This window comes from Emticicia agri (assembly GCF_004168285.1).
Classification (GTDB): Bacteria; Bacteroidota; Bacteroidia; order Cytophagales; family Spirosomataceae; genus Emticicia; species Emticicia agri.
Map to the genome: position 1 here is coordinate 112,812 of NZ_SEWF01000010.1, position 25,294 is coordinate 138,105.

The window sequence follows — 25,294 nt, forward strand, 5'->3', positions numbered from 1 at the left end:
CATTGTTTAGTTCAGGTTGTTAATTCAACTCTCTAATCTTCAGATTCTTGAACGACACATTATTGCCGTGGTCTTGCAAGAGAATATTGCCTTTATCGCCTGCCCCAAAGTTATTATACTTTGCATATTTGCTTCGGGCTACTAACGCATTAAAAATATTACTTTTTCTTTCGTATTCTAATACCTTAAAGCCATTCAGCCAGTGTTGCACGATATTGTTGGGGTACACCACCAAACGAGCCTGATTCCAGTCGCCAATTTTGCGTTGGAAGCGTTTATCTAATTTATAAGAAGGTATCAGGTCATATAAACTGGCTAAAGTACGATTCCCTACTACTCCCTGCTTGGCATCAGGGTGGCGTTCGTCGTCTAATACCTGAAACTCCAGCCCGATTCCTGATTTTCCACCTGAGTCAAAATCTTCGTTTACAAAGTATTTCAAGCCTGAGTTCGCCCCTTCGGTCAGTTTAAACTCAAAAGTCAGTTCAAAAGCCCCGAATTGCTGATCTGTTACAATATCATTCCCTGTTTCTGAACCATCAGAAGGGCTTACATTGATTGCACCATCTACTACGCTCCAGTGTTTGTCAGGCATTTTGGTTTGGTGTACCCCTCTCCAACCTGTAAAATCCTTACCGTTGAAAAGCAATTTAAAGCCTTGTGCCTGTTCTTGTGGCGATAGGTTGTTCAATAACAGGTTTACCACTGGTGTATTGTCTGTAGGGCTTGGTTTCAGATTATCGGTCTGGATTCTGATGTTTCTCCAACGAATCTGTTTACCTGGTGTATCGTTTTTACCAATGGCATGTACTTGTAAAGCAATAAAGCCGCTTGGTGTTACATCGTCAACTAAATACGCTACAGGTACATCATTAACCCATGTACGGATAATATTGCCGATCGCTTCAATACGGTATTTATTCCATTGGTCTTTCTTAAAGGCTTTTTGACCTTCAGGATTTGAGTTTGGAATATACAACCAGTCACGGCGGGCTTCGTCATAAATACCACCCGACCAGGCACGCGCTGATGGGTCAATTTCCATCTGATAACCATGCACCCGTCCATCTTTGTAATCAGCTTTTGACAAACTACGGAATTGTATGCCTGAGTTCATTGAATTATCGACTTTCAGCTCTAATTCCAAAATGAAATCGCCGTAGTCTTTCTCAGTAGCTAAAAAAGAGTTGGGGGTATCCGAAACAGTAGTACCTACAATTTCGCCGTTCTCAATGGTATATTTAGCTTTACCATTCAGTTGTTTCCAGCCTTTCAGGTCTTTTCCATTGAAAAGAGAAGTCCATTTCTGCGCTGTAGCCGTGTAGAAAACCGACTGTACAACCAGAAAAGTTATTAGTATTTTTTTCATTCAGGTATGAATAGGATTGAATAATTTTATTCAAAATTACGATTTATGCGCTTATCAGTCTAATACCTATTTGGCTAAAAATTCCTAAAATTTGATAAAATCCTTACCTTTTTATTAGGAGAATTTAATGTTTATCGACTCTAAGTATTTTTTACTGGTTTGTCCGCTCTCTAAAGCTGTTCTGCCTTTTACAGGTACAGAGTCTAATTCTATCACATTCCAGCCTTTGAACTTAATTTTTTCTAATGCCTTGAAAATAGCCGGAAAATCTACACGCCCCTGGCCTAATTCTACAAACTGATAGCCCGATTTACTTTCTACAGGCTTGGTATCTTTGATATGTGTGGCATGCAGTATGTCTTTATATTTGATAACTGCCTCGGCGGCATTGCCACCACCTTGTGTGTAGTGAGCCACATCGAGTTCCAGTTTAATATATTTGGTATCCATGCTTGTAGCAACTATTTCTACCTCCTCAGGGGTTTCGCCTAACTGGTGCATGTGGTTATGCCAGGCCGGTTGCACACCCGTTTCTCCCAAAACCTGTTTGGCTACTTCCGACATATTTTTGGCATATTTTTTCAACTCCTCTGTGGTCGGATTTCTGTCTTTCGGACGAGAAACGTTTGTAATCTGTAAAGAATTTCCTCCCAGCGCTTTTACAAAACGTGCGTGGTTCAGGTGTGTTTCCAAATCTTTCGAAATATCATCCTGAATGCCTACGTTTCCGCTCGAAAACATAGCTAATGTCAGACCATTCTGGTCTAATAAGTCTTTTAAGTCTTGTGGTTTGTCTTTAAAAGGTGCGTAGGTATTGGCCCTTAACTGTATTCCTTTGAAACCCAAAGCGGCAATGTCTTTAATGGCTATCAAATCATTACCATTCCAGGTAATGGCCGAGTAAGCCATTTTGTGTTTAATTTTTGCGGTGGCTAAACTTTCAAAAGAAATCAGTGAAGATGCGGTCAGTAGCGACGCCTGAGTGAGGAAGTCTCTGCGGTTCATGGGGTTGAAAATGTTTATTATAGATGAATGTTGAATTTACTAAAACTTAAAAAGAGAGGACTCCTTGAAATGAAGGAGCCTCTCCCGTGAACTATGATGAAACAAAACTAACTAAAATCCTGGATTTTGTGCAAATGCACCTTTGGCTGACCGGTCAATCTGTGTCTGAGGTATCGGGCGCACATTGTGTCTGTCAGCAATATTTACTGCTGCTTGTGGGTTATGCATTTTCACTCTTTCTACCAGTAATCCCCAACGTTTCAAATCTACCCAACGCATTTGTTCGCCAGCCAGCTCTCTCGCTCTTTCTTCAATAATCATTTCGAAGTTCATCTGAGCTTCAGTAATCAGCATCGCATCTTTTTTGCCCGGCCAACCTGCTCGGTAACGTACCATATTAAATGCCTTTGTTGCATCTGCTATGTTTCCTGCTTTTAATTGTGCTTCTGCCAACATCAGATAAATATCTGCTAAACGGAACACGAAGAAATCACGGCTACCAGCTTCATAAGTCAGGTCAGGACGTTTAGTATCAAAAAACTTAGTCAAGGTCGGGAATAATGCCTCGTCATATCTGCTTGGTACTAATACCTGATATTTTTTCTTGGCACGCTCTTCCAAAGACATTTCATAACCCGGAATAAAAATAGCTGTATCTCCGGCTGCGAAAGTAAGTTTGGTTTTAGAGTTATCAAAAGAAGCATTCAGGTTTGCTCCAGGGTTATTGCTCAACCAGGTATCTCTGAAAGTCTTTTTGTAACGAGAGTCGTTGGTTCTGTCAGCAAATACGGTATTCAATAAATAAGAAGTAGGGCGTAAACGTTTGAATGGGCGGCCATAGAATACATCACGTTTCATACCCGGTTGAACGTCATACTGCATACCAAAGAACAAGTGCAGGTTATTCCCACCATTCACAGCACCTGTATTATTGGTAAGGTTGGTTAATGGGTCAGAAGTATATTGTACGGCAAAAACAACTTCACTATTCTGCTGATTGTTTTCGTCATGTACCTGAGCAAAATCATCTAACAATTTAAAGCCATAGTTATTGATAACATTATTGCAAAGGGCTGCTGCTTTGGTAAAGTCATCGGCAGCTTTTTGAGCAGAATAGGCTTTTGTCAAATAAACTTTAGCTAAAAGTGCTTCTGCAGATGCTTTGGTAGCACGGCCATAGTCAGACGAATGACCTTTTGCTTCCAGATTAGCTACTGCCTCATTCAAATCTGCAATAATAGCATTGTACATTTCGGCATCAGAGGCTCTTTTGGTGTCTTTGGTTGGTGACAAAGTTTCGGTTAGTCTCAAGTCTACCCCACCCCATTGCATAAACAGGATATAATAGTAGTGCGCTCTCAGGAATTTGGCCTCTGCGACTCTCAGTTTTTTGATAGCATCTGATACGGCTGCTTTCGGTGCCCTTTCAATAACTGCATTACAAGTATTTATACCACGATAGAGTTCATCCCAGGTATTAATCAGATAGTCAACTGTTGGTTGCATCTGCGTATCGTAGAAATGGAAGCCTTTATAACCACCATCTGCTCCTGTTGCATAAATATCGGTACCATACTCGGTCAGGGTTAAACCTTGCTGACTTCCATAGAAATATCTGAGTGAAGAATAAGCTGATTTAACTGCATCTTCAAACCCTTTGGCAGTATTCATGTAATCGTTGCCGATACCCGATACTACTTTTTCGTCCAATAAATCTTTGCAGGATTGAGTTGTCAAAAGAATTGACATTACCCCTAAGACTTTGATTGGTTTTAATATATTTTTTAGTTTCATTTTCTTAAATAATTAAATAATTTTTCAACTTAGAATCTTACGTTCAAACCAAAGGTTGTAACCGAAGTAGCAGGTACAACGTTTTCACTCACGGCAGTTGTTCCGTTACCTGAAGAAGTAATCGTTGCCTCAGGGTCAATACCATTATATTTATCACGATATACCGACCAGATTTTAGGTTGTTGGATACTTGTGTACAAACGTAGCGACTCCATACCCAATTTCTTAGCAATTTTTGGAGAGAAAGTATAGCCAAAATTGATATTTCTTAATTTAACAAAAGTACCGTCGTAGTAAATCAACGTAGTATTGTAAACCGGGAACTCCTGTGTACTTTTCGGACGAGGGAATTCGTTAGTCGGATTATTTGGTGTCCAGTAATCAACTTTGATTTGTTGGTAGCGACCTGCCAACTGGTTTCTGTTCTGATGGAAACCACTCACAATCATGTTTCCGAAACGACCAAACAAGAAAGCTGATAAATCGAAACCTTTGTACTCAAATCTGGTGGTAAAACCAGCGCTAAAATCAGGAATATCTGAACCCAATAATACGCGGTCTGCGGCTGTAATTTTACCATCACCATTCGTATCCTGTACTCTAATCTGACCTACTTCACTACCAAACGATTTTGCCAGATCAGCTTCGTTTGTTTGCCAGATACCTACTTTTTTGAAGTCGTAGTATGAGTTTAACGGTTGACCGATAAACCAACGGTTTCCTAAGTCGTCAACTTTACCATTATATAAAGAAATGATAGCTTCGGTATTTTTGGTAAAAGTAAAGTCAGTTGTCCATTTGAAACCACTCGGCGAATTTACGTTTACAGTTGTAAAACCTAATTCTATACCTTTGTTACGAGTCTGACCTACGTTTCTTGTTACAGACAAGAATCCGGTTGAACCTGGTAACTGGTCAGATAATAGAAGGTCGGTAGTATTGGTTTCATACAATTCTAATGAACCCTGGATTCTGCCTCTCAGGAAGCTAAAATCTAACCCGATATTAGCTGTTGCAGAAGATTCCCATTTCAAATCAGGATTTCCGATAGTATTTGGTCTGTAACCAAAAGCTGCTGCTGAACCCCAGGCATAAGCTGTTCTGGTTAATAAACCTTGTGTCTGGTAAGGAGCTACCCCCTGATTACCTACTACACCCCAGCCTGCTCTCAGTTTCAATAAATCTAACCAGGTAACTTGTTTCATGAAAGGCTCATTGCTGATATTCCAGCCTAAAGCAATACCTGGGAAATTACCATATTTGGTATTGGCACCGAAACGGCTTGAACCATCACGGCGTAGCGTAGCTGTCAGGAGATACTTATCATTGAAATCATAGTTCACACGAGCCATGTAAGAGTTAATGGTCCATTGAGTTAAACCACTACCTACCAACAATACCGAACTTGCATTACCTAAGTTATAGAACTGTTGCGTTTCTGCCGGCACACCTTGTACCTCAGTTCTGAAAACTTCAAAATTATCTCTCTGAATAGAGTGTAGTAAAGTAACCCCTAAGTTATGTTTACCACTAAATGTTTTGTTGTAGTTAACGATATTCTCCAATGTCCAGTTAAAGCCGTTGTTATTCTGAACAGAAGCCTGCGGGTCACCGAATTTACGGGCATTAGTAGCTGCCCCAATAAAGCGTCCCCATCTCTGAATAGTAAAGTCAGGCCCAAAATTTACACGGTATTTTAAACCTTCGATAATTTTAACCTCTGCATACAGGCTATTAAACAAACGGTATTTTTTGGTTTCATCTACTTGTGCACCCGGTACAATCTCTGCCAACGGGTTAGTTAATAACGCATCATTGGTTGGAGAGAAAATAAGGTTTCCATTATCGTCATATGGTCTTGCTAACGGGTTCTGCTGAATGGTCATACCATAAGGGTTCAGGTTTTCTCCGTTTCTGATGCTGTACATGGTATAAGAAGATAAACCCACTTTCAGACGATTATTGATATTATGGTCAATATTTACCCTTAAAGACATACGGGTATAATCTAATCCGGCTGTAATACCTTTATCCTGAAAATATCCGCCTGAAATATAAAACTGTGTTTTATCATTTCCACCTTGTACGCCTAATGAGTGGTTCTGCATCACACCATTGCGTAAAAGCAAATCCTGCCAGTCGGTGTTAGTACCGTTAGCAATACCTCTTGCTACAGCTGGGTCACCCCCTAATACAGCAATTTTTGCATCAGCAGCAGGATCGCCCACACCTGTTGGTACAGGATTGCCATTGGCATCTTTATAAAGGTTAGTAGCACGATAAGCCTCTCTTACATACTCAAGAAATTCAGGTCCACTAAACAAGTTGATTTTATCAAGTGGTGTTGAAACCCCGCCGTAAGTATCAAAACTTACGGTTGTTTTGCCTTTTACCGCTCCTCTTTTAGTAGTTACTAATACAACCCCGTTAGCACCTCTGGCACCATAGATGGCTGTAGCCGTAGCATCTTTCAAAACTTCCATAGATTGAACATCGCTTGGGTTCAGGTCTTCGTAGCCTGCTGATAACGGAATACCATCTACTACATATAGCGGGTCGTTACCTGCGTTGAACGAACGACGACCACGAATCAGAATCTTTGGTACTGACCCCGGTCTTGAACCTGATTGAGAAACGTCAACCCCGGCTACACGGCCTTGCATAGCTTGCCCTAAACTGGTAATAGGCATTTCCTGAATCTGTTTCGCACTTACCGACGAAATAGCACCAGTGGTCTGGCTTTTCTTCTGTGAACCATAACCTACTACAACTACTTCACTTAAAGCAGCTGCATCTTCTTCCAACGATACATTAATGGTAGTTCTTCCACCGGTGGCAACTTCCTGCGCTTTAAACCCGATGTAGCTGAATACTAAAACCGAATTGGCTGAGGCCTGAACCGAAAATTTACCACCTGCATCTGTGATGGCACCCTGAGTAGTTCCTTTTACTGTAACACTAACGCCCGGAAGGCCAGTGCCTCCAACGTCAGAAACTGTTCCCGAAACAGTACGGGTTTGAGCTTGTGCAAACTGCCCGCTAAGAAGTACGGCAAACACAAGCAACATTTTTTGTAGTAGTTGTTTCATACAAATTATTAAGGTTAATATAAAATTAGGCTTCCGCTAAAAAAATGTAAATTTTATATTGGAATAATTACAAAATTAGGTATATATATAGGGTTTTACCACTAAAATTTAGTCATTTTCTAATATTTTTTTGACAAGTTATTTGTATATTTAAGCAAGAAAACATAGTGCTATTGAATTTTGCCATTATATTTACATGATTTTTCTATTAGCTATCAAAAGAAATAGAGTATAGACTGAACTGGTATTAATAGCGACAAAAGAAATGAAACCCCAATTACTCAAAATATCAAACCCTGCTGATTATTCGTTTAATCTTTATGTGCAGGAATGCCCTTTCTTCCCGACCCCCTGGCATTATCACCCCGAATACGAAATTGTACTTATTTTAGAAAGTACCGGAAAGAAATTTATTGGGAGCAGCATTACAGACTATAGCCCGGGCGACTTGTGTATGATTGGTTCTTACTTACCTCATTATTACCGCAATGACGAAGAATTTTATGTAAAAGATTCAGGTCTGAAAGCCCGTTCGTTGGTAATTCATTTTTTAGAAGATTTTTTAGGAGACAAATTTTTAGAGATTCCCGAGAGTCAGGCAATCAAGGCTTTGCTCGAACGCTCGAAAAGAGGTTTGTCATTTGGTGAGAAAACAGTGCAGAAAGTAGAGCCTAAATTTAAAAATCTGCCGAATCTGAAAGGCATGAGCCGATTGCTCGAAATGATTTCTATTCTGACGATTCTGGCCGAAAGTGAAGACAAGCAGGATTTAACTACTAACCCTATCTCGCTACGTAATGAAGTCGATTCAGCCCGTATGAATAAGGTATTTGAATATGTGATGCAGAAATATCAGGAAGAAATACAGTTGAGCGATGTGGCCGAACTGGCCAATATGAGTGAGTCGGCTTTTAGTCGTTATTTTAAAAAGCGCACACGCCGTACTTTCTCACAATTTCTTGCCGAAATACGGATTGAACACGCCTGTAAATTACTGATGGCTGATAAAATGAGTGTGGCAGAGATTTCTTTCGAAAGTGGCTTTAATAACCTTTCTAATTTCAACAGGCAGTTTAAGGCTATTAAAAAGATAACACCGCTTACTTACCGCACCAAATTCCTGGAGTAGATTAATGCTTAGGGCAATCGCACTGGTTTTTGCCTTTAAACAAGCCCCACATAAAGCCTTTTTTCTTTTTGTAAGCGCCGCTTTTTTTTCTTCGGCCTTTGCCCAATTCTTTTTTAACACCAACAGAAGTCTTAGTGTCGATACTCGCTGCCTGAGAGAACTCAGGCGTAATGGCTAATAAGCCTATAATACCCAGAATGGCTACTTTTTTCATTTGGTTAGTCTATTTTCAATTGAAACGAAAAAACTTTGACAAAAATTACACCATTAATCTATTTTTCGACTGAAAAAGCCATCTGTTTATTGGTAAATGGTACTTTGGCTTTAGCCAGTGAACTTTATAAACAGCATAGTTTCTGTAAATATACTCATAAAAAAACAAAAACCTCCTGCGGCAAAGCCACAGGAGGTTTCCAAACCCCTAACCTAAACAAAATATGAGAATGTACGCTTTATAGTCTGAATTTAAGGCTGTTAATCCGTTCTACAGAGAAACATGTATTACTATAGCATTGATGGCAAAAGATTTTTGTAAATAGTTTTCATGGCTTTTAAAAAATATTTACTATACTTGATTGTTAATTGTTTTTGTTTGATGGTTCAAAATTAATGAGTAACCCTGACCTGAAAAAGGCAGAATTGATTGCCGGATAGGAAGAATATACGTGTGGCAGGTTTTGACTCATATATGGCTCGACAGTTAACGCTCCCTCTTATTAACCTGATTTCTATTGATAACCTATGAAAAAAGCTACTCATGCCCTGGGCTTTGTCCTCCTGTTTGTATTTTTCTGCTACCAAAGTTATAGTCAGGGACCTAAAGTCTTGATTATAACCGCCCATCCTGACGATGAAACGATGTTTCCGGTAACTGTTTTCAAGGTTACGCATGAAATGAAAGGCACTGCCGACGTTGCCCTGATAACAGATGGTTCGGGTGGATACAATGGCTTGGTGGCCTCGAGCTATTATGGAAAAAACATGACCGATTCGGCTACTGGAAGAACATATCTGCCTTTAATCCGGAAAAAAGAGTTGCTTTGCTCCGGCGAAGTAATGGGTATCAGAAATTTTTATTTCTTCGACCAGATTGATGATTTCTATCAGATGAATCCGGAGCCTTTTCTATCGGGCGAGCGTTGGGATATGAATTATTGTGAAAAAAAATTAGATAAAATCTTAGAGCAGGGTAAATACGATTTTATTTTTTGTTTGGTGCCCGATGCAGGTCAGCATGCACATCACAAAACAGCCAGTATTATGGCCTTGCGGGCAGCGCAAAGATTCAAAGGTGCCGATAAACCCATTGTATTAGGTGGCAGGTCGGCCAGTAAAGATTATTCATTCAGATTTACTGAATTAGAGAATTATCCCGAAACCAGAATTTCAAGCAAAGCCCCGGTCTTTTACTTCGACCGCTCTTATGGCTTTGGCGAAAACAATAAACATAGCTATATGATTGTAGCAGACTGGGTAAAAGCCTGCCATAAATCACAAAGCGGAGATATGAATGCGGCCATGCACAAAGGCGATTTGGAGACATTCTGGTATTTTGAGATAAATGGCGACCTAAACATTGAAAGAACCAGAGCTTTTTTTGAACAACTGAAAAGCAGTGGTTTTCCTACAAAATAGATAGATTGTTATAGCCGCTAAACCATTTTATCGGCTAAGTGTCTGTTTTACATTTTTAAAAAAATTTAAAAATTAAATTTCTGAACATCAAAAAAAATGTTTTGTTAATAAGAAAAGCCTTAAATTTGTCAAAATTTCCTGCGATTATTGCTCTAAAACAAAACTACAATCATAATGGAACAGCAGATTATCACAAATGAACCTATTGCTTACGAGAAGATTCCAACCAAAATTTTTAAAGATTCAAAAGAGGCATCGAAGGCGGTTGCACAAGAAATTGCTGATTTGATTCGGGAAAAACAAAAACAAGGAAAACAATGTATTCTTGGTCTGGCCACAGGCTCTTCTCCTAAATCGGTATATGCCGAGTTAGTAAGAATGCACAGAGAAGAAGGACTAAGCTTTAAAAATGTAGTTTCTTTTAACCTTGACGAATACTTTCCGATGGAACCTGACTCTCTGCAAAGTTATGTTCGTTTTATGAAAGAGCAACTTTTTGATAAGGTTGATATTCCGAAAGAAAACTATTTCATTCCTGATGGAACTGTTCCTGCCAGTAAGGTAAAAGATTTTAGTGATGAATATGAGCGAAAAATAGATGCCATGGGTGGGCTCGATTTTCAGTTGTTAGGTATCGGGGCAAATGGTCATATTGGTTTCAATGAGCCTGGTTCATTAATTAATTCAAGAACCCGTCTGATGATGCTCGACCACTCAACCCGTGTAGCAGCCGCCTCAGATTTTGGTGGTAGTCTGGTAAAAGTTCCGAAAAAAGCCATTACCCTTGGTGTTTCTAAAATTCTGAATGCCAAAAGAGTAGTACTACTGGCATGGGGTGAGAGAAAAGCACCTGTAATTGCAGAAGCCGTTGAGGGCAGAGTAACCGAATCGGTACCTGCTTCGTACTTACAGACCCATGCAAATTCGTTGTTTGTGATAGACGAAAGAGCGGCATCAGAATTAACCCGCATGAAAACCCCTTGGTTGGTTGAAGATGTTGACTGGACAAGCAAAATGGTGAAAAAGGCAGTTACTAATCTATCGCTTTCTTTAAGTATCCCTATCCTGAAACTGACTAATAAAGATTATAACGATAATGGTTTAAGTGATTTACTGGCGCAACACGGACAAGCCTACGAAATCAATATTGAAGTATTTAATCAACTACAACATACCATTACAGGCTGGCCGGGTGGTAAACCCAATGCCGATGATACCAATCGCCCTGAAAGAGCTTTACCTGCTAAAAAACGTGTGATTATTTTCAGCCCTCACCCGGATGATGATATTATCTCAATGGGTGGTACATTCCAGCGTCTGGTTGACCAGGGGCACGATGTACATATCGGTTACCAAACCTCAGGTAATATTGCCGTGGCCGACGATGAAGCTATCCGTTTTATTGATTTTGTGGTTGACTTTAACCATAAATTCGGCATTGAAAATAAAGAAACGCAAACTTTGTTTACCGAGGCAAAAGAGTTCTTGAAAAACAAGAAAGATAGCGATATTGACCCTGCTGCCGTTAGATACGTAAAAGGCTTGATACGTAGAGGTGAAGCTAAAGCTACTTGCCGCTTTGTAGGTATTCCGGAAGAAAACGTACATTTCCTGGATATGCCTTTTTACGAAACAGGCCGTATTGAGAAAAAACCTCTTGGCTCCGAAGATGTAAAAGTGGTAGCTGATTTGATAGAAGAAGTAAAACCGCATCAGGTATATGCTGCCGGAGACTTAGCTGACCCACATGGTACCCATAAGGTTTGTTTAGATGCTATTTTTGCTGCTATTGAGGGCTTGAAACACAAAAACTTCATGAAAGACTGCTGGGTATGGCTATACCGTGGTGCATGGGCTGAGTGGGATATTCATGAAATTGAAATGGCTGTGCCTATGTCGCCTGACCAGGTGTTACAAAAACGTATGGGTATCTTTAAACACCAATCGCAAAAAGATGGTGTGGTGTTCCAGGGTACCGATGCCCGTGAGTTTTGGCAGCGTGCCGAAGAGCGCAACAGAGCTACAGCAGGTCTTTATAACAAATTAGGGCTGGCAGAGTACGAAGCAATGGAAGCCTTTGTGAGATGGAAGTTTTAAAAGTTAATTTTGATTATATAGATATGAAAAAGGCGTTTGAAGAATCAAACGCCTTTTTCATATCTATATAGCAAAGTTTAAATCGTCTTCACTTCAAACTTAAACTTATCTTTGTTAGGCACACATTTGCCATCTTTGGTTGTACAAGTCTGACATTCTATTTTACCCTCAATCACCGGATTTGCCTTTTTTATTTTTACTTTCTGAATAAACTTGGCTTCGTGTTCAAAGTATTGTACTTTGCCTCCCCATATATCATCAAACTTTTCTTTTGGTTTCACGGGTACCAATTTACCTACCAAAGCATACGTATCGTTTTTAGTAAAGTTGGCTGTTGTTGGCAATGGGCCGTCTACTTTCAGTTCCGACGAGTACATATACCAGCTATCATCAATTTTTGCTGTAAAAACCAAATCAATGGTTTCGCCTACTTTAGCAGAAGTTTTTGAGGGTGTAAATGTCCACTTGGCAGGTTTAAGAATCTGTGCTGAAGCTGCCAGCGAAAAAGCAAACAAAAATATAAAAAGGATTTTTTTCATGCGTTTAAAAAATAGATGCTATAATATTACTTCTATGTTATTTTCATTGATTAACGACCAATTATTCATTTTCATATATAGTTGGGTCAAAACTATAATGTAATCGGCGCAGTACTGTTCAATTTTGGCTTTATCTTTTTCTTTGTAATAAATATCATTGATGAGTTCTCCACTCACTTCAGTTTCACCACCCGGAATATCAAACAAAGCTGCCAGCAAATCTAAAGAGGTATAATTCTTATAGTCGCCAAACTTCCACATATCTAAAGTATCAATATGGTTGATTTCCCAGGGCTTTTTGCCTGATACCTGTAAAACACGGGGCAAGGCAATTCCGTTCACTAACATGCGGCGGCAAATATAGGGAAAGTCAAATTCTTTGCCATTATGTGCACACAACATCAGGTTTGAACCTGCCTTGTGTTTTTCAAGAATGTTTTTAAACTCCTCTAAAATCTCTGCTTCCGTTTCACCCCGAATCATTTTTACACGCAGTGACATCTCATCATTATCATCAAAAAAAATGCCACCAATACCAATACAAATAATTTTGCCAAACTCGGCATAGACAGAGGAGCGTTTCAGATATAAATCTTCATCTGAAAGATTATCGTTATTCTGAAAGTAGCTTGCTTTTTTAAGCCACAACTGTTTTAATCTGGGGTCGAGTGCCTCTAAATGTGCTTCCTGTGAGACTGTCTCAATATCTATAAAGAGAATATTCCTGAGAAACTTTGCTGTATTTTCTGCCATGATAATTGTGTGTATTTAACTAACAAATATACACAATTTATATCAGAAAATAAAGCAATAATGCCAGTAAAATCCAGTAAAGAGGCAAAATAAACATCACGATTCCGCCTGCTATAGAATCAAAGAAAACTGACCCCCGGGTAACCCTTTTTGAGAGACTTGTGGCTAACAAATTAACCGGAAAATTCACTATTAGACCTATGTAATAAAAAGGATTTTTCCAGAATGATGGCTTAGGTAAAGGCGCTTCTAAAAGTCTGGTCAGTTTCTCACTTAATATCCGGTTAAACTCTTTCAGAAACAGACCTTCGCCGGCTTCTTTTGGCAATTCTTCTTGCTGCAATGCCTCACCAATATTTACTTTAACTATTTTACCAAATTTATTAAAGTTATTATAAGTAATCGTAACAGGTACTACGGTTACATCTATCTGCTCATCCCAGGCTTTCTGAGCCAGCCTGCCTGTACCCTTTTTTAAGGGTAATAGTTTGGTCTGGTGTATGCAAAGCCCCTCCGAAAATATCAATACTATTTCGCCTTGTCTGAAAAGCTCAATACATTTTCTGAAAGTTTCATCATTATCGCCCAGGTACTCTTTTCCTTCTGACAACCTGTACATAGGCATCATATATAGGCTCGATAATATTTTTTTTGCCAGGGGTTTCTTAAATACATCTCCACGAGCCAGAGACCAGATTCTGCGTTCATAATGACCACACAGCACTACCGCATCAAAAAACGAATTGGAGTGATTGGAAGCTAACAGAACTGCTCCCGATTTGGGTATGTTTTCTAAACCAGTAAATTCAATACGTTTGATAAAAAACTTTAAAAGAAAAGGAGAGAACACTCTAATAGTATCGTAAAGCAAGGCTTATATGTGTTTAAATAATACAATAAATCTGTTTAAATTTCAAAATTCATAAGAAATAAGGTCTTCTGCAAGCATTAGGTCCGATTAGTATTTGTTTAACATATATTAGTAGTTTTTTGTCCAATATTTCATAAAAATTAAATTCTCTTTGGTTTTCTTACAAGGGGCTGTAATTTCGTCGCTGTTTTACAACAAAACTTCACCAGAGGATGTTTAAATAGTGCTTTTCTGACTGAAGATTTACTGACAGCCGTCAGATGCTATTATTTAGAATTACTCGCAAGCCAAAGAAACAACATGAATAACCTACAAGAGAAAATCACGGCTATTTTTCCTACTGCCGACCAGATTCCAGATGCTTATCAGATTCAACCCGTTCACCAGAAAGAATATCTGGTAGGGGGTGAAATGCGCCAATGGACAGGTAAAACACAAGATGTATATTCGCCTGTGTATATTAAAGGAGCCGATGGAAAGTTTGAAAGTAAGTATATCGGTAGTTTTCCGATTACAGATACAGCCGAAGCAATGGAAGCCTTAGATGCAGCCGTTAAAGCCTTTGACAGTGGCCGTGGCGAATGGCCTACCATGAGCGTAACTGAGCGCATTACCTGTATGGAAAACTTCGTGAAGAAGATGCTGGCGAAGAAAACAGAAATCGTAAACCTACTCATGTTTGAGATAGGTAAATCTCTGGCTGACTCAATCAAAGAATTTGACCGTACTGTTGAATATATTTATGATACCATTGATTGTCTGAAAGACATAGACCGTGCTTCTTCAAGATTTAAGATAGAGCAGGGTATTATCGGGCAAATCCGCCGCTCACCGTTTGGGGTAGTACTTTGTATGGGGCCGTTTAATTATCCATTAAACGAAACCTATACCACGCTTATTCCGGCTATTCTGATGGGTAATACTATACTTTTCAAGCCACCTAAACACGGTACGCTTTTGCACTACCCAATGTTACAGGCATTTAAAGAGTGTTTCCCTAAAGGGGTTGTCAATACCATCTACGGGCGTGGTGCCAATGTAGTACCACCTATAATGCAAAGCGGTAAAATAAATATCCTGACCTTGATTGGCTCAAGCAAAGTAGCCAACGATTTGAAGAAAATGCACCCTAAACTCAACCGCCTGAGAGCAGTATTAGGTTTAGATGCTAAAAACGCAGGGATTGTTTTGAAAAATGCCGATGTAGAATTAGCCGTTAAAGAATGTATTTTAGGTTCGTTGTCGTTCAATGGTCAGCGTTGTACTGCCATCAAAATTATATGGGTGCACCGTTCGATTGCGAAGAAATTCCTGAACAGATTTACTGAAGAACTGGAAAAACTGAAATTCGGCATGCCTTGGGAGGCTGGTGTTAATCTAACCCCACTACCTGAACCAAACAAACCTGCATACCTGACCGAGTGTATTGAAGATGCCAAAGCCAACGGTGCAGAAGTAATAAACGAAGGGGGCGGAACTGTTGTCAATTCATTTTTCTATCCAGCCGTATTATACCCTGTGAATAATAAAATGAAGGTTTATGAAGAAGAGCAATTCGGGCCTTTGATTCCGGTAGTGCCTTTTGATGATGTAGAAGAACCTATTCAATACCTCATTGATTCTTCTCATGGCCAGCAGGTAAGTATTTTTGGCACCAATTCTCACCAGATTGCCAATTTGATTGACCCTTTGGTCAATCAGGTAAGTCGTGTAAATATTAATGCCCAATGCCAGAGAGGTCCTGATACTTTCCCTTTCACCGGAAGAAAAGACTCAGCAGAAGGTACACTTTCTGTTGAAGATGCCCTGAGAGCGTTTTCTATCAGAACGGTAGTGGCTACTAAAGAAACGGCTGATAATAAGCAGATTTTCAACGAAATTGTAGAAGACCATAGTTCTCATTTTCTTTCTACAAAATATATTTTCTAAAACAAACCCCGCAGTTGCGGGGTTTTTATTTACATACGAAATATAATGTGTTACTATCCGTTTGTTTCGTTAAGAGAAATAAGTTTAGACAGGTTTTACCCTGAAGAGAGAATATTTTTATAATTTTGACAAATTTTTTTAAAGAAAACCCCAATTAAAAACAAAAACCTATGAAGATTTTCCCGAAAATAGTATTTTGTCTTTTTCTGACGGGCGCTTTTTATTCTTGTAAAAAATCCGTTACACCAACTAAAGGCACTATGGTTGGCGACTATGAGGAGGATTTATCAGCAGTTCGCTTGACTTATGATAAAAAACCCGACATTGAAAACCGGGAGGGTAAGGCTACTAAAGACAACGTATATACTGCTGTAAAAGACGAAATTCCTCTGAATGTTAACAGACAAGTAGACAAAGCGTTGGATTCTATTTCGGTACACAACAAAAATATCCGCTATGCTGCAGGATACAGAATTCAGGTATATGTAGGTAACGAACGTAGAGAACTGGATGAGGCCAGGTCTTATATTTATCAGAACTTCCCTGATATGAATACCTATGTAACATTCAGCCAGCCTACTTATCGACTCAAAGCAGGCGATTTCACAAGCAAAATGGACGCTGAAAGATTCTACAATTCCATTCGTCAACGCTATTCTATGGCTATGATTGTGCCTGAACGAATTGATATTCGTAAAAGCATGCAGACACGATAACAAAACCAACAGATAATTTATAAATCAGTTACTATGACAGCTTACGTTTTTCCGGGGCAAGGAGCTCAATTCAGTGGAATGGGCAAAGATTTATACGAAAATTCTCCCCAGGCTAAATCACTTTTTGATAAAGCCAACGAAATATTAGGTTTTGATATTACCAAAATTATGTTTGAAGGCTCTGACGAAGACCTTAAACAAACAAACGTTACACAACCTGCTGTTTTTCTTCATTCGGTTATATTAGCCTTGAATCTCCCTGATTTCAAGCCTGATATGGTAGCCGGGCACTCATTGGGTGAGTTTTCTGCACTGGTAGCTGCTGGTGCTTTGTCTTTCGAAGATGGCTTAAAATTAGTCGCTCAAAGAGCCGATGCCATGCAACGTGCCTGTGAGTTGAACCCTTCAACGATGGCGGCTATTCTGAATTTAGACGATAAAGTTGTAGAAGATATTTGCGCCGCTATTACCGAAAAATCAGCAGATAATGTAGTAGTAGCTGCTAATTATAACTGTCCCGGACAATTGGTTATTTCTGGAAGCATAGAAGGCATCAACATTGCCTGCGAAGAACTGAAAGCCGCCGGAGCTAAAAGAGCACTGGTTTTACAGGTTGGTGGAGCATTCCATTCTCCTTTAATGGAACCTGCCCGTGAAGAACTGGCCAAAGCCATTGAAAATACTAATTTCTCAACGCCTACCTGCCCAATCTATCAGAATGTCAATGCTATGCCATCAACAGATATTGGTACAATAAAGGCTAACTTAATTGCTCAGTTAACCGCACCTGTACGCTGGACACAATCGGTTCGCAACATGGTAGAAGATGGTGCTATCAGGTTTGTAGAATGTGGCCCGGGTAAGGTTTTACAGGGATTAGTAAAGAAAATTGCACCGGAAGTAGAGACTGCGGGGGCAGCATTGTGAATTGCATCATAGCTTCGGCCAAGGTTCACGGTCATGGGCATTCGAGGTGAGAAATGATCTATAAACACCAAAAAGACGTAGGCAATCCATGTCTTTTGGTCTATATTAAAAGGCACCTACCCCTTCTTCTCATCCAAAACTTCCTGTATCGCCGCTCTGGCCTCATCAGCTACTTCTTTGGTAGTTTTGCCTTTAGGCTCTATTCCTTTCAGCGCAGTCCATGATAATTTTGAAAAAGAAGTCAGCGGAAACATTCCACTGGTTGGGTTAAAGCTGCGTGTGCCCTGTATAGCAATTGGTACTACCAAGGCATTAGGTGCTCTTTTTAATAGAGCCGAAATACCCCCCTCGGCAAACGGTTTCATTTCATCTGTTTTTGAGCGTGTGCCTTCCGGGAAGATAACTGCTGAAAAATTATTCTCATGAATATATTTACTTAATCTTAGAATTTCTGATACTGCTTGTTTACCATCTTTACGGTCAATGAGGGCAGCCCCGCTTATGCGTAGATTATAAGAGATAGCCGGAATGCCATGTGCCAATTCTTGTTTAGATACAAAAATGGGTTGGTGTTTTCTGAGGTACCAGATAATACCGGGAATATCAAAAGTGCTTTGATGATTAGCTATAAAGATAATAGGTCTGTCTGTTGGGTATTCTTCTACCTGCTTAAATTGAACGCTTGTACCTGTTAGGTAATAGCTTGTATTAAGAGCGAGATTAAAGATATCGACTGATTTTTTATGGGCTTTTTTACCGAAAACATTGAAGGCAATTACCTGAACCACATGAAAAACAACTAATAATAGTCCAAAATAGAGTAAATAAATAACACTAAGTATATAATCCAGGATTTTTTTCATGAATTTTTTTTGAACAAAAGTAGGCAGAAAAAGGTCTTTAATACAAATTAAGTCAATATTTTACTTTTTTTAGCCAAATAAGATTTAACTTGTATCGATTTTCTAAATAAACGAGCTTTAAAAGACATTATCATGGAATTATCCAATTTAAGATTAGAGGTGATGAAATTTGTCGGACAAAAAATTGATTATTTTTTTGACGAATTTCTGAAACCCATCGAGACTAATTGGCAACCTTCAGACTTTCTTCCTGACGCAACAAACGAAAACTTTTTTCAAGAAGTAAAGCTAATACAAGAGAATGCCAGAGAACTGCCATATGACTATATAGCTGTATTAATTGGTGATACTATCACAGAAGAAGCCTTACCTACCTACGAATCCTGGTTAGTAGATGTAGTGGGGATTGACCAGGTTGATGAACCAAACGGTTGGGCCAAATGGGTACGAGGATGGACCGCCGAAGAAAACCGTCATGGAGACTTATTGAATAAGTTCTTATATCTGTCGGGTCGGGTAAATATGCGGGCGATGGAAACATCAACCCAATACCTGATTGCTGATGGTTTTGATATTGGTACAGGCCGGGACCCTTACCGGAATTTTGTATATACGTCTTTTCAGGAGTTAGCTACCAATATTTCGCACCGTCGTACGGCAACTTTAGCAAAAAAGTACAATAATAATTTATTGTCTAAGATGTGCGGGGTAATTGCTTCTGATGAGATGCGCCATGCTAAAGCCTACAAAACTTTTATCAGTAATATCTTTGAAGTTGACCCCTCAGAAATGATGCTGGCCTTTGAAGATATGATGAAAAAGAAAATCGTGATGCCTGCACACTTTCTGCGGGAATCAGGAGTAAAAATAGGCCAGACTTTCTCACACTTTTCTGATGCTGCACAACGATTAGGTGTTTATACCACTATCGACTATATTGAAATTATGGAGTCGTTATTAGACGAATGGAAGATATCAGGTATAACCAATCTGAATGATGCAGGCGAACGTGCCAGAGATTACCTGATGGCTTTGCCAAACCGATTAAGAAGGGTAGCTGAACGTACAAAAGTACCTACGTTAGAATATGAGTTCAGTTGGATAGCCTCGTAAAAACAATTGAGTGATTGTTGTCTTGAACTGTGATTGAACTGATTGATTTGATTTTAATGATTATGTCCAAAAATCATCAAAGTACTTATCATCAGTGAAATCCTTAAATCAGTTCAATCACAGTTCAAGACATATATACTCACTCACTTATTACAAAACTTATTCCACAACTCTGTGCCTTTGGCTTGTTGCAGGTTTTTGAGTTGTAGTAAATCTTCGCACATTTTTTTGGTGTCTTTTTTCATGGCATAGGCACTGGCTCTGCCATAATACGCATCAATATTCAGCGGATTTTTATCCAGACTCCACGTATAATTCCTGATAGCTTCGTTGTAGTTTTTCAGCGTAAGGTTATATTTTCCCTCTGCCAGAAATTCATTCGATTCCTGTATTTTTTCTTCATCTGATTGTTCTGTGGTAGAAGAGGTTCTTTCAGCCTGTTTCTCTGTCCACCCTAAATCAAAGCCCATCATTACCTCCACATTTACAGGTTGCCCTTCCCACATGGCAGGTCTCCATTTTCCTTCCGATTTCTTGATAGCAGCAATCAGTTTATTATTATAGCGGTCGCTGGTAGTTCTCAGAATCTCAATGCCTTTTACTTCTCCGTTTTTTGTAATAATAAACCGTGTATAGAAATCACCTGTCCTATATTCAGGAAAATCAAAATTCTCTGAAATATACTGGCTGGCATTCATTTCTGCATCCATAAAGAAAGGTTCCAGGTAATTGGGTTTATAGACATAGATAGTATCGCCGCCTTTGGTACGGTATTTCTCCGGCATGAAACCTATGTGATACAAATGCGCAGGAGTAAGAATAATTTTCAGCGCATTTGCCGACGAGTCAGCTGTAATTTGTTGTAAAACCAGTTTAATATCGCTTGCCTGTTCTATCTTATAAAAAGTATCTGTCCCTACAATAAGCGTATCATGTTTAACCCTATAAGGTCTGTCTCCGGTTCTACCATCATAAACCACCCGTGATGTGCCGTCTTTCTGAAAAATATAGCGCAATTGAATATCTCTGACAGCCTTATCTAAAATCGGGCTTCCGTCTTTTAAACGAATATCTTCTTTTATCCAGTCTCCTATCACGTTTTGTTTGAAACCTTGCGCAACAGCTACAGAAGAAAAACCAATTAAAATTAACGTTTTAAGCATACAGAATAAATATTTGTAAACGAAATTAATAAAAACAGCAAAAACTCATCAAAAGTCAAGCAGGTTTTTTCTTTAAATTATAAATCCTTTATTGTGTAACCAGTTTATCATAAATAGGTTTTAGTTGTGAGTCTCCAAAACCATAAACACCCTCTTGTTGGCTGAATTTACTAAAAACCTTGTAGAAATCAGTTTCTCCTTTTTGCAGAATAGCTGTCAATACACGTTCCGGTCTGCTTAGTTCTCCGTGTGCTGCAAAACGCTCAATATGCGCCTGACAGGCTACTTTTAAATACGGAAAGCAAGCCGATTTTCTTTCAGCTAATTGCGACAAAGTAAGTAAATCCTGATTCTTGTAGGCTTGCCATAATTCTCTTGCCAACTGAAAATCTTCTTCTTCAAAGCGAACCTTATTGGAGAAACTGATTTTTAAATCTTCTCCATCGGCTCGTCCGAATTCTTTCCAGATGTCTGCCTCTGCCAGAAAGGTCGGATAAACCATAAATACTTCTTTATCAATCGCTAAACTATCAATCAACGACAATACAAACCATGTATTAGCCTGACAAAACAAATCATATCCAAACCAGAGATGGAAGGTTGAGTTATTGGGTGCATTGAGGATTTTATTAAACTCAACTACTGAATACGATTCATATTCTTCTAAACTAACCTCTAAACTTTGGGCTCTGTTTTGCCAGAATTCGGTCAGCGTATCTCCTGATAGATTGCCATCAATCAGGGCTTCTCTGCATACTACTACTTCTCCTGCTATGCCCGCTTCGTGGAATGAATAGGCTAATGAATCGCCGTTTAAAATGTTATAAGTCATGGTAAAAGAATTTAGTGAATGAGCGATTGAATGAATGAGCGGCCGCTGCTGCGGTGATTAATATTAGTTGCTTTCTTGTCTTTTCACTTCCCCTAACAACATACACCCCGATACCCGTAGCCCGCCTTTCAATAAAGTAGCTTTGGAGGCTTTGTTATTAATATTACAACGAGCCGCCGGTATTCTTCCTGCTAAATAACATACCTTTTTTAATTCCTGTATCAGATATGCCCCTAAACCCTTGTTTCTGTGGCCCTCGGCTACTTCCATATACAAATCTGCAAAAGGTTTGTTATAATGCAATAAAAAATCTCCCGAACCTATCACCTCTCCGCCTTTCTCCAACACAAAGCCACTGCCATCTTCTACCTTTTTGCCAAATGTGCTTTCATACTCTTCTTTCGACCGAAAAACAACATCTGGTACTGATAATCGGGTAACTCTATCATCTTCAAATAAAATAGCTTCTGCCCTGATATTCGTACCAAATTCATACAGCATCGTTGTGAGCAATAAAGCATTGCTTTGCGGCTCAATGTATTTTGCTTCAGATACGTGTGCCAGTACAGCAAAAATACGGGTAGCCAGATGCTGATACAGAGGTAACAGGTAAAACTCAAAAATAGTATCTCTGTCTGCAATCTCCTGCCCTTTTACAGCGCCATAACCAATGATTATCTCGTCGGCATAGAGAAGATAGGAATCTGACCAGCCACGTTGGTGACAGGCATTGTATCTGATTTGTCGGTTCATTTCCTGCAGATACAAATCCCGGTAGGGCAGAATATCCTGTAAGCTAACTTTGGCGGCTTTGAAGTTCATGTGTGAATATTGATAAAACACAATAATTGAATCAAGCCTGTTTTTATTGTGCCTATATCCTTACTTTTTTGTAGAGGTAGTAATGATTTGTACCAATTCGGTTCCAAAATCGGTGAGCCAGACAGTATCCGAATCGGTCATGCTCGGTTTATTGTGTTCCAATAATCCCTTTGCCCGCAAATCTCTTAGTGTATTTTTTATATTGTTTTGGCATTTGAATTTCCCTGCCTTACTGATAGCCAGGAGTAATCCGATATGTGAAGAACTCAATTCTGCAAAAATAGCCTTTGCCCAACTTTTATCTATTTCAATGTTTTCTATGATAGCCTGTTTTAATGGGTCGTGTATGTTAAACTCCACCTCACCTATGCGTGCCTGTCGGGTCTTGGAAGCCAAGGCAAATAATAAATCGGCAAAACGTTTTACTACTTCAATATACAAAACCAGTATCAATAATATAATAGCCACAATGGCAAGGGTCTGCATTTTTTCATAGGTAGCATACCCACAAAGTGCCAACAGAATGACTATCAAAAAAGGTTTCTTGAGTTTTTGCATGGCAGAAATAGTCTGATGTAGCAATTTATTGAAAAAATGTGGGAGTTAATTCAATTATTTCTTAATAAGTACCAAATAATAATTTTTTTGTTCAAAAGAAAATATGTAATTATTATTGTTGAATAAAATTTATAATATAAAATATGGACAAAATAATTGAAAGCTTCATAGAAGATTTTAAAACTGAATTCAATTATGAAAAAATTGATAAATCTAAATTATTTGAACATTATGTTAATTATGTATTAATCTCAAAAATTTATCCTGATAGATCTTCATTAGATAAAATAAATGTTGGGGGGACAAGAAATCCCGGAATTGATGGATTAGCAATAATGACTAATAATCATTTAGTTACTTCCCAAGAAGAAGTTGATTATTTTATACAAGATGCAGATTTACTAGATGTTGAATTTAATTTTATACAATCTAAAACTTCTGAGTCATTCGATATGGGGGACATAATGACATTTATTGCCTCTGTAAAAGAATTTTATAAAGATGGTGAATTGCTATTCGAAGATGATTTATTGAATTTAAGAGACTTAAAAAATTATATATATAAAAATAGTATTAAGATGGAGAAAAGTCCATCGTTAAAACTTTATTATGCAACAACTGGTAAATGGTTAGGAGATATTAACTTAACCACTATAATTAATTCAGGTATTCAAGATTTAAAATCTTTGGATTTATTTAGCGATGTAAAATTTATACCTGTCGATGGAGATAAATTAAAATCCCTTTATAGAGAAATAAAAAATAAAATTACTAAAGAGATTATATTTGAAAAGCATACTATTCTTCCAAAAATGGATAAAGTAACAGAATCGTATCTAGGAATATTACCAGTTACTGAATTAGTAAAAGTTACGAGTGATGATGACGGAGAGTTAATAAAAACTATTTTTTACGATAATGTTAGAGATTTTCAAGGTTTTAATAAAGTTAATACTGGAATAAAAACTACAATTGAAAGAAAAAATGCAAACGATAAATTTGTATTATTAAATAATGGAATCACAATAGTAGCTAAAACTCTAAATAAAGTTGGTAGTGCTTTTAAAATATCAGAATTCCAAATTGTAAATGGATGTCAAACATCTCATGTTCTTCATCACATGAAAACCAGTTTAGAACCGAGTATTTTTGTTCCTTTAAAGTTAATAGTAACTACAGATGATGACACTATAAACGACATCATTAGAGCAACAAATAGCCAAACTGAAGTAAAAAATGAAGCTTTTGAAATATTGAAGCCATTTCACAAAAAGCTCGAAGAATTTTATTTAACTTTTGAGAAAGATGTAAACAAAAGGCTTTACTATGAAAGACGTTCGAGACAATATTTTGGAGCTAAAGCAAAAAGTGAAAAAATAATTGGACTATCAACTCAAATTGCATCATACATAGCAATGTTTTTAAATGAGCCTCAAAGTACCCAACGGTATTTTGGAGAACTTCTTAATTCATATAGTAATCGCTTATTTCTTGATAACCATTCTCTTTTCCCTTATTATACTAGTGGTTTAGCAATAAACGTTATAGAAGAACTTTTTAGAGAGAATAAATTAAATTATACTTCAAAAAAGTTTAAATATCATCTATTATTAATGTTTAGGATACAAGTTGCTGGGGCAAAAGTTCCAATTAATATATCTGGGAACAAAGACAATGAAAAATACTGTACTAAGATAATGGAAGCTCTATGGGATAGAGAAAATGCTTTAAAAATCTTTAAATCATTAGAGTTAAAACTTGAATCTGTTTTAGCAGAAACTAAGGTATTAAATAGACAAGCATACTTAACACGTGCTTTTACAGAAGAATTATTACCTACAATATCAAATGCTAAAAAAGAAGGCAAACTTATATATTATAATTTTCAAAAAGGATTTGGATTTATCAAAGTGAATAACTCAGAAGATGAAACTTTTGTGCATTATACAGAACTAAGCAAAGTTAAAATAAATGAGATAGTTCCTGGTCTTGAATTATTATTTGATATTTTTCAATCTCCAAAAGGGGCACAGGCAAAAAATATTGAGAAAAAAGACATTGTAAAAAAATCAATTTGAGATAGTTTCTAA

At 38.2% G+C, this 25,294-nt stretch carries 22 protein-coding genes; 9 read left to right on the plus strand and 13 right to left on the minus strand.

Translation table 11 applies throughout. The annotated features are described in order from the left end of the window. Nucleotides 1-19: 19 nt before the first annotated feature. The 4 genes from EWM59_RS09005 to EWM59_RS09020 all read right to left on the minus strand — a co-directional run bounded on the left by EWM59_RS09005 (nucleotide 20) and on the right by EWM59_RS09020 (nucleotide 7,236). Nucleotides 20-1,369: a 3-keto-disaccharide hydrolase gene (locus EWM59_RS09005; protein ID WP_130020634.1), complete on the minus strand. Its 1,350-nt coding sequence runs from the start codon at nucleotides 1,367-1,369 to the stop codon at nucleotides 20-22. 114 nt (nucleotides 1,370-1,483) lie between these two features. Continuing rightward, nucleotides 1,484-2,374: a sugar phosphate isomerase/epimerase family protein gene (locus tag EWM59_RS09010; protein WP_207219958.1), complete on the minus strand. Its 891-nt coding sequence runs from the start codon at nucleotides 2,372-2,374 to the stop codon at nucleotides 1,484-1,486. 111 nt (nucleotides 2,375-2,485) lie between these two features. Then, entirely contained in the window at nucleotides 2,486-4,168 is a 1,683-nt protein-coding gene (locus tag EWM59_RS09015) for a RagB/SusD family nutrient uptake outer membrane protein (RefSeq protein WP_130020636.1), read from the minus strand. 29 nt (nucleotides 4,169-4,197) lie between these two features. Then, nucleotides 4,198-7,236 carry a SusC/RagA family TonB-linked outer membrane protein gene (locus EWM59_RS09020; RefSeq protein WP_374755939.1) on the minus strand — a complete coding sequence of 1,013 codons (3,039 nt, stop codon included), beginning with the start codon at nucleotides 7,234-7,236 and terminating at the stop codon, nucleotides 4,198-4,200. Between the two features lie 286 nt (nucleotides 7,237-7,522). Here EWM59_RS09020 and EWM59_RS09025 point away from each other — a divergent pair, with 286 nt between their 5' ends. Beyond that, entirely contained in the window at nucleotides 7,523-8,386 is an 864-nt protein-coding gene (locus EWM59_RS09025) for an AraC family transcriptional regulator (protein ID WP_130020638.1), read from the plus strand. A 1-nt stretch (nucleotide 8,387) separates the two neighbouring features. Here EWM59_RS09025 and EWM59_RS09030 read toward each other — a convergent pair whose 3' ends face one another. Continuing rightward, nucleotides 8,388-8,600, minus strand: a complete 213-nt coding sequence (locus tag EWM59_RS09030) for a hypothetical protein (RefSeq protein WP_130020639.1) — start codon at nucleotides 8,598-8,600, stop codon at nucleotides 8,388-8,390. Between the two features lie 35 nt (nucleotides 8,601-8,635). Here EWM59_RS09030 and EWM59_RS09035 point away from each other — a divergent pair, with 35 nt between their 5' ends. The 3 genes from EWM59_RS09035 to nagB all read left to right on the plus strand — a co-directional run bounded on the left by EWM59_RS09035 (nucleotide 8,636) and on the right by nagB (nucleotide 12,118). Next, a complete protein-coding gene (locus EWM59_RS09035; protein ID WP_130020640.1) occupies nucleotides 8,636-8,827 on the plus strand; it encodes a hypothetical protein in 192 nt (63 codons plus the stop codon). Nucleotides 8,828-9,127: 300 nt separating this feature from the next. After that, nucleotides 9,128-10,021, plus strand: a complete 894-nt coding sequence (locus EWM59_RS09040; protein ID WP_130020641.1) for a PIG-L family deacetylase — start codon at nucleotides 9,128-9,130, stop codon at nucleotides 10,019-10,021. Between the two features lie 174 nt (nucleotides 10,022-10,195). Then, entirely contained in the window at nucleotides 10,196-12,118 is a 1,923-nt protein-coding gene (gene nagB, locus EWM59_RS09045; protein ID WP_130020642.1) for a glucosamine-6-phosphate deaminase, read from the plus strand. Nucleotides 12,119-12,195: 77 nt separating this feature from the next. On the opposite strand, the gene EWM59_RS09050 is transcribed toward nagB, so the two are convergent. From EWM59_RS09050 to EWM59_RS09060, 3 genes are read right to left on the minus strand one after another with little or no spacing between them, the layout of a single operon-like run. Beyond that, nucleotides 12,196-12,657 carry a protein-disulfide reductase DsbD domain-containing protein gene (locus EWM59_RS09050; RefSeq protein ID WP_130020643.1) on the minus strand — a complete coding sequence of 154 codons (462 nt, stop codon included), beginning with the start codon at nucleotides 12,655-12,657 and terminating at the stop codon, nucleotides 12,196-12,198. 18 nt (nucleotides 12,658-12,675) lie between these two features. Next, the gene (locus tag EWM59_RS09055; RefSeq protein ID WP_130020644.1) at nucleotides 12,676-13,410 is read right to left on the minus strand and encodes a ribonuclease H-like domain-containing protein; all 735 of its coding nucleotides are present in this window, start codon (nucleotides 13,408-13,410) and stop codon (nucleotides 12,676-12,678) included. Nucleotides 13,411-13,447: 37 nt separating this feature from the next. Continuing rightward, nucleotides 13,448-14,281 carry a 1-acyl-sn-glycerol-3-phosphate acyltransferase gene (locus EWM59_RS09060; protein ID WP_130020645.1) on the minus strand — a complete coding sequence of 278 codons (834 nt, stop codon included), beginning with the start codon at nucleotides 14,279-14,281 and terminating at the stop codon, nucleotides 13,448-13,450. 300 nt (nucleotides 14,282-14,581) lie between these two features. Between EWM59_RS09060 and EWM59_RS09065 the strand changes: the two genes are divergently transcribed. From EWM59_RS09065 to fabD, 3 genes are all read left to right on the plus strand, one after another. Beyond that, nucleotides 14,582-16,210, plus strand: a complete 1,629-nt coding sequence (locus tag EWM59_RS09065) for an NADP-dependent glyceraldehyde-3-phosphate dehydrogenase (protein ID WP_130020646.1) — start codon at nucleotides 14,582-14,584, stop codon at nucleotides 16,208-16,210. A gap of 170 nt (nucleotides 16,211-16,380) precedes the next feature. Next, nucleotides 16,381-16,926, plus strand: coding sequence for an SPOR domain-containing protein (locus EWM59_RS09070; RefSeq protein WP_130020647.1), 546 nt, complete (start codon nucleotides 16,381-16,383; stop codon nucleotides 16,924-16,926). Between the two features lie 33 nt (nucleotides 16,927-16,959). Beyond that, complete coding sequence (fabD, locus tag EWM59_RS09075; protein ID WP_130020648.1) at nucleotides 16,960-17,853, plus strand: ACP S-malonyltransferase; 894 nt, start codon at nucleotides 16,960-16,962, stop codon at nucleotides 17,851-17,853. A gap of 116 nt (nucleotides 17,854-17,969) precedes the next feature. Here the strand turns inward: fabD and EWM59_RS09080 are convergent, their stop codons facing one another. Continuing rightward, nucleotides 17,970-18,716 carry a lysophospholipid acyltransferase family protein gene (locus EWM59_RS09080; RefSeq protein ID WP_130020649.1) on the minus strand — a complete coding sequence of 249 codons (747 nt, stop codon included), beginning with the start codon at nucleotides 18,714-18,716 and terminating at the stop codon, nucleotides 17,970-17,972. 132 nt (nucleotides 18,717-18,848) lie between these two features. Here EWM59_RS09080 and EWM59_RS09085 point away from each other — a divergent pair, with 132 nt between their 5' ends. Continuing rightward, the gene (locus EWM59_RS09085) at nucleotides 18,849-19,829 is read left to right on the plus strand and encodes an acyl-ACP desaturase (protein ID WP_207219959.1); all 981 of its coding nucleotides are present in this window, start codon (nucleotides 18,849-18,851) and stop codon (nucleotides 19,827-19,829) included. A 143-nt stretch (nucleotides 19,830-19,972) separates the two neighbouring features. On the opposite strand, the gene EWM59_RS09090 is transcribed toward EWM59_RS09085, so the two are convergent. The 4 genes from EWM59_RS09090 to EWM59_RS09105 form a co-directional block, all read right to left on the minus strand. Further along, on the minus strand, nucleotides 19,973-20,992 hold the full coding sequence (locus EWM59_RS09090; protein ID WP_130020650.1) for a hypothetical protein: 1,020 nt from the start codon (nucleotides 20,990-20,992) through the stop codon (nucleotides 19,973-19,975). An 88-nt stretch (nucleotides 20,993-21,080) separates the two neighbouring features. Then, nucleotides 21,081-21,824 (minus strand): DUF1835 domain-containing protein, encoded by a 744-nt coding sequence (locus EWM59_RS09095; protein WP_130020651.1) that lies wholly within the window; start codon nucleotides 21,822-21,824, stop codon nucleotides 21,081-21,083. Between the two features lie 63 nt (nucleotides 21,825-21,887). Continuing rightward, entirely contained in the window at nucleotides 21,888-22,646 is a 759-nt protein-coding gene (locus EWM59_RS09100; RefSeq protein WP_130020652.1) for a GNAT family N-acetyltransferase, read from the minus strand. Between the two features lie 60 nt (nucleotides 22,647-22,706). Next, complete coding sequence (locus EWM59_RS09105) at nucleotides 22,707-23,204, minus strand: hypothetical protein (protein ID WP_130020653.1); 498 nt, start codon at nucleotides 23,202-23,204, stop codon at nucleotides 22,707-22,709. A gap of 143 nt (nucleotides 23,205-23,347) precedes the next feature. On the opposite strand from EWM59_RS09105, the gene EWM59_RS09110 reads away from it, so the two are divergent. Then, entirely contained in the window at nucleotides 23,348-25,282 is a 1,935-nt protein-coding gene (locus tag EWM59_RS09110) for an AIPR family protein (RefSeq protein ID WP_130020654.1), read from the plus strand. Nucleotides 25,283-25,294: the final 12 nt, after the last annotated feature.

Bases quoted from the DNA above. Each gene is read 5' to 3' on its own strand.
- EWM59_RS09005 (WP_130020634.1), bottom strand. From the start codon at position 1,369: ATGAAAAAAATACTAATAACTTTTCTGGTTGTACAGTCGGTTTTCTAC.
- EWM59_RS09010 (WP_207219958.1), bottom strand. From the start codon at position 2,374: ATGAACCGCAGAGACTTCCTCACTCAGGCGTCGCTACTGACCGCATCT.
- EWM59_RS09015 (WP_130020636.1), bottom strand. From the start codon at position 4,168: ATGAAACTAAAAAATATATTAAAACCAATCAAAGTCTTAGGGGTAATG.
- EWM59_RS09020 (WP_374755939.1), bottom strand. From the start codon at position 7,236: ATGTTGCTTGTGTTTGCCGTACTTCTTAGCGGGCAGTTTGCACAAGCT.
- EWM59_RS09025 (WP_130020638.1), top strand. From the start codon at position 7,523: ATGAAACCCCAATTACTCAAAATATCAAACCCTGCTGATTATTCGTTT.
- EWM59_RS09030 (WP_130020639.1), bottom strand. From the start codon at position 8,600: ATGAAAAAAGTAGCCATTCTGGGTATTATAGGCTTATTAGCCATTACG.
- EWM59_RS09040 (WP_130020641.1), top strand. From the start codon at position 9,128: ATGAAAAAAGCTACTCATGCCCTGGGCTTTGTCCTCCTGTTTGTATTT.
- nagB (WP_130020642.1), top strand. From the start codon at position 10,196: ATGGAACAGCAGATTATCACAAATGAACCTATTGCTTACGAGAAGATT.
- EWM59_RS09050 (WP_130020643.1), bottom strand. From the start codon at position 12,657: ATGAAAAAAATCCTTTTTATATTTTTGTTTGCTTTTTCGCTGGCAGCT.
- EWM59_RS09055 (WP_130020644.1), bottom strand. From the start codon at position 13,410: ATGGCAGAAAATACAGCAAAGTTTCTCAGGAATATTCTCTTTATAGAT.
- EWM59_RS09065 (WP_130020646.1), top strand. From the start codon at position 14,582: ATGAATAACCTACAAGAGAAAATCACGGCTATTTTTCCTACTGCCGAC.
- EWM59_RS09070 (WP_130020647.1), top strand. From the start codon at position 16,381: ATGAAGATTTTCCCGAAAATAGTATTTTGTCTTTTTCTGACGGGCGCT.
- fabD (WP_130020648.1), top strand. From the start codon at position 16,960: ATGACAGCTTACGTTTTTCCGGGGCAAGGAGCTCAATTCAGTGGAATG.
- EWM59_RS09080 (WP_130020649.1), bottom strand. From the start codon at position 18,716: ATGAAAAAAATCCTGGATTATATACTTAGTGTTATTTATTTACTCTAT.
- EWM59_RS09085 (WP_207219959.1), top strand. From the start codon at position 18,849: ATGGAATTATCCAATTTAAGATTAGAGGTGATGAAATTTGTCGGACAA.
- EWM59_RS09090 (WP_130020650.1), bottom strand. From the start codon at position 20,992: ATGCTTAAAACGTTAATTTTAATTGGTTTTTCTTCTGTAGCTGTTGCG.
- EWM59_RS09095 (WP_130020651.1), bottom strand. From the start codon at position 21,824: ATGACTTATAACATTTTAAACGGCGATTCATTAGCCTATTCATTCCAC.
- EWM59_RS09100 (WP_130020652.1), bottom strand. From the start codon at position 22,646: ATGAACTTCAAAGCCGCCAAAGTTAGCTTACAGGATATTCTGCCCTAC.
- EWM59_RS09105 (WP_130020653.1), bottom strand. From the start codon at position 23,204: ATGCAAAAACTCAAGAAACCTTTTTTGATAGTCATTCTGTTGGCACTT.
- EWM59_RS09110 (WP_130020654.1), top strand. From the start codon at position 23,348: ATGGACAAAATAATTGAAAGCTTCATAGAAGATTTTAAAACTGAATTC.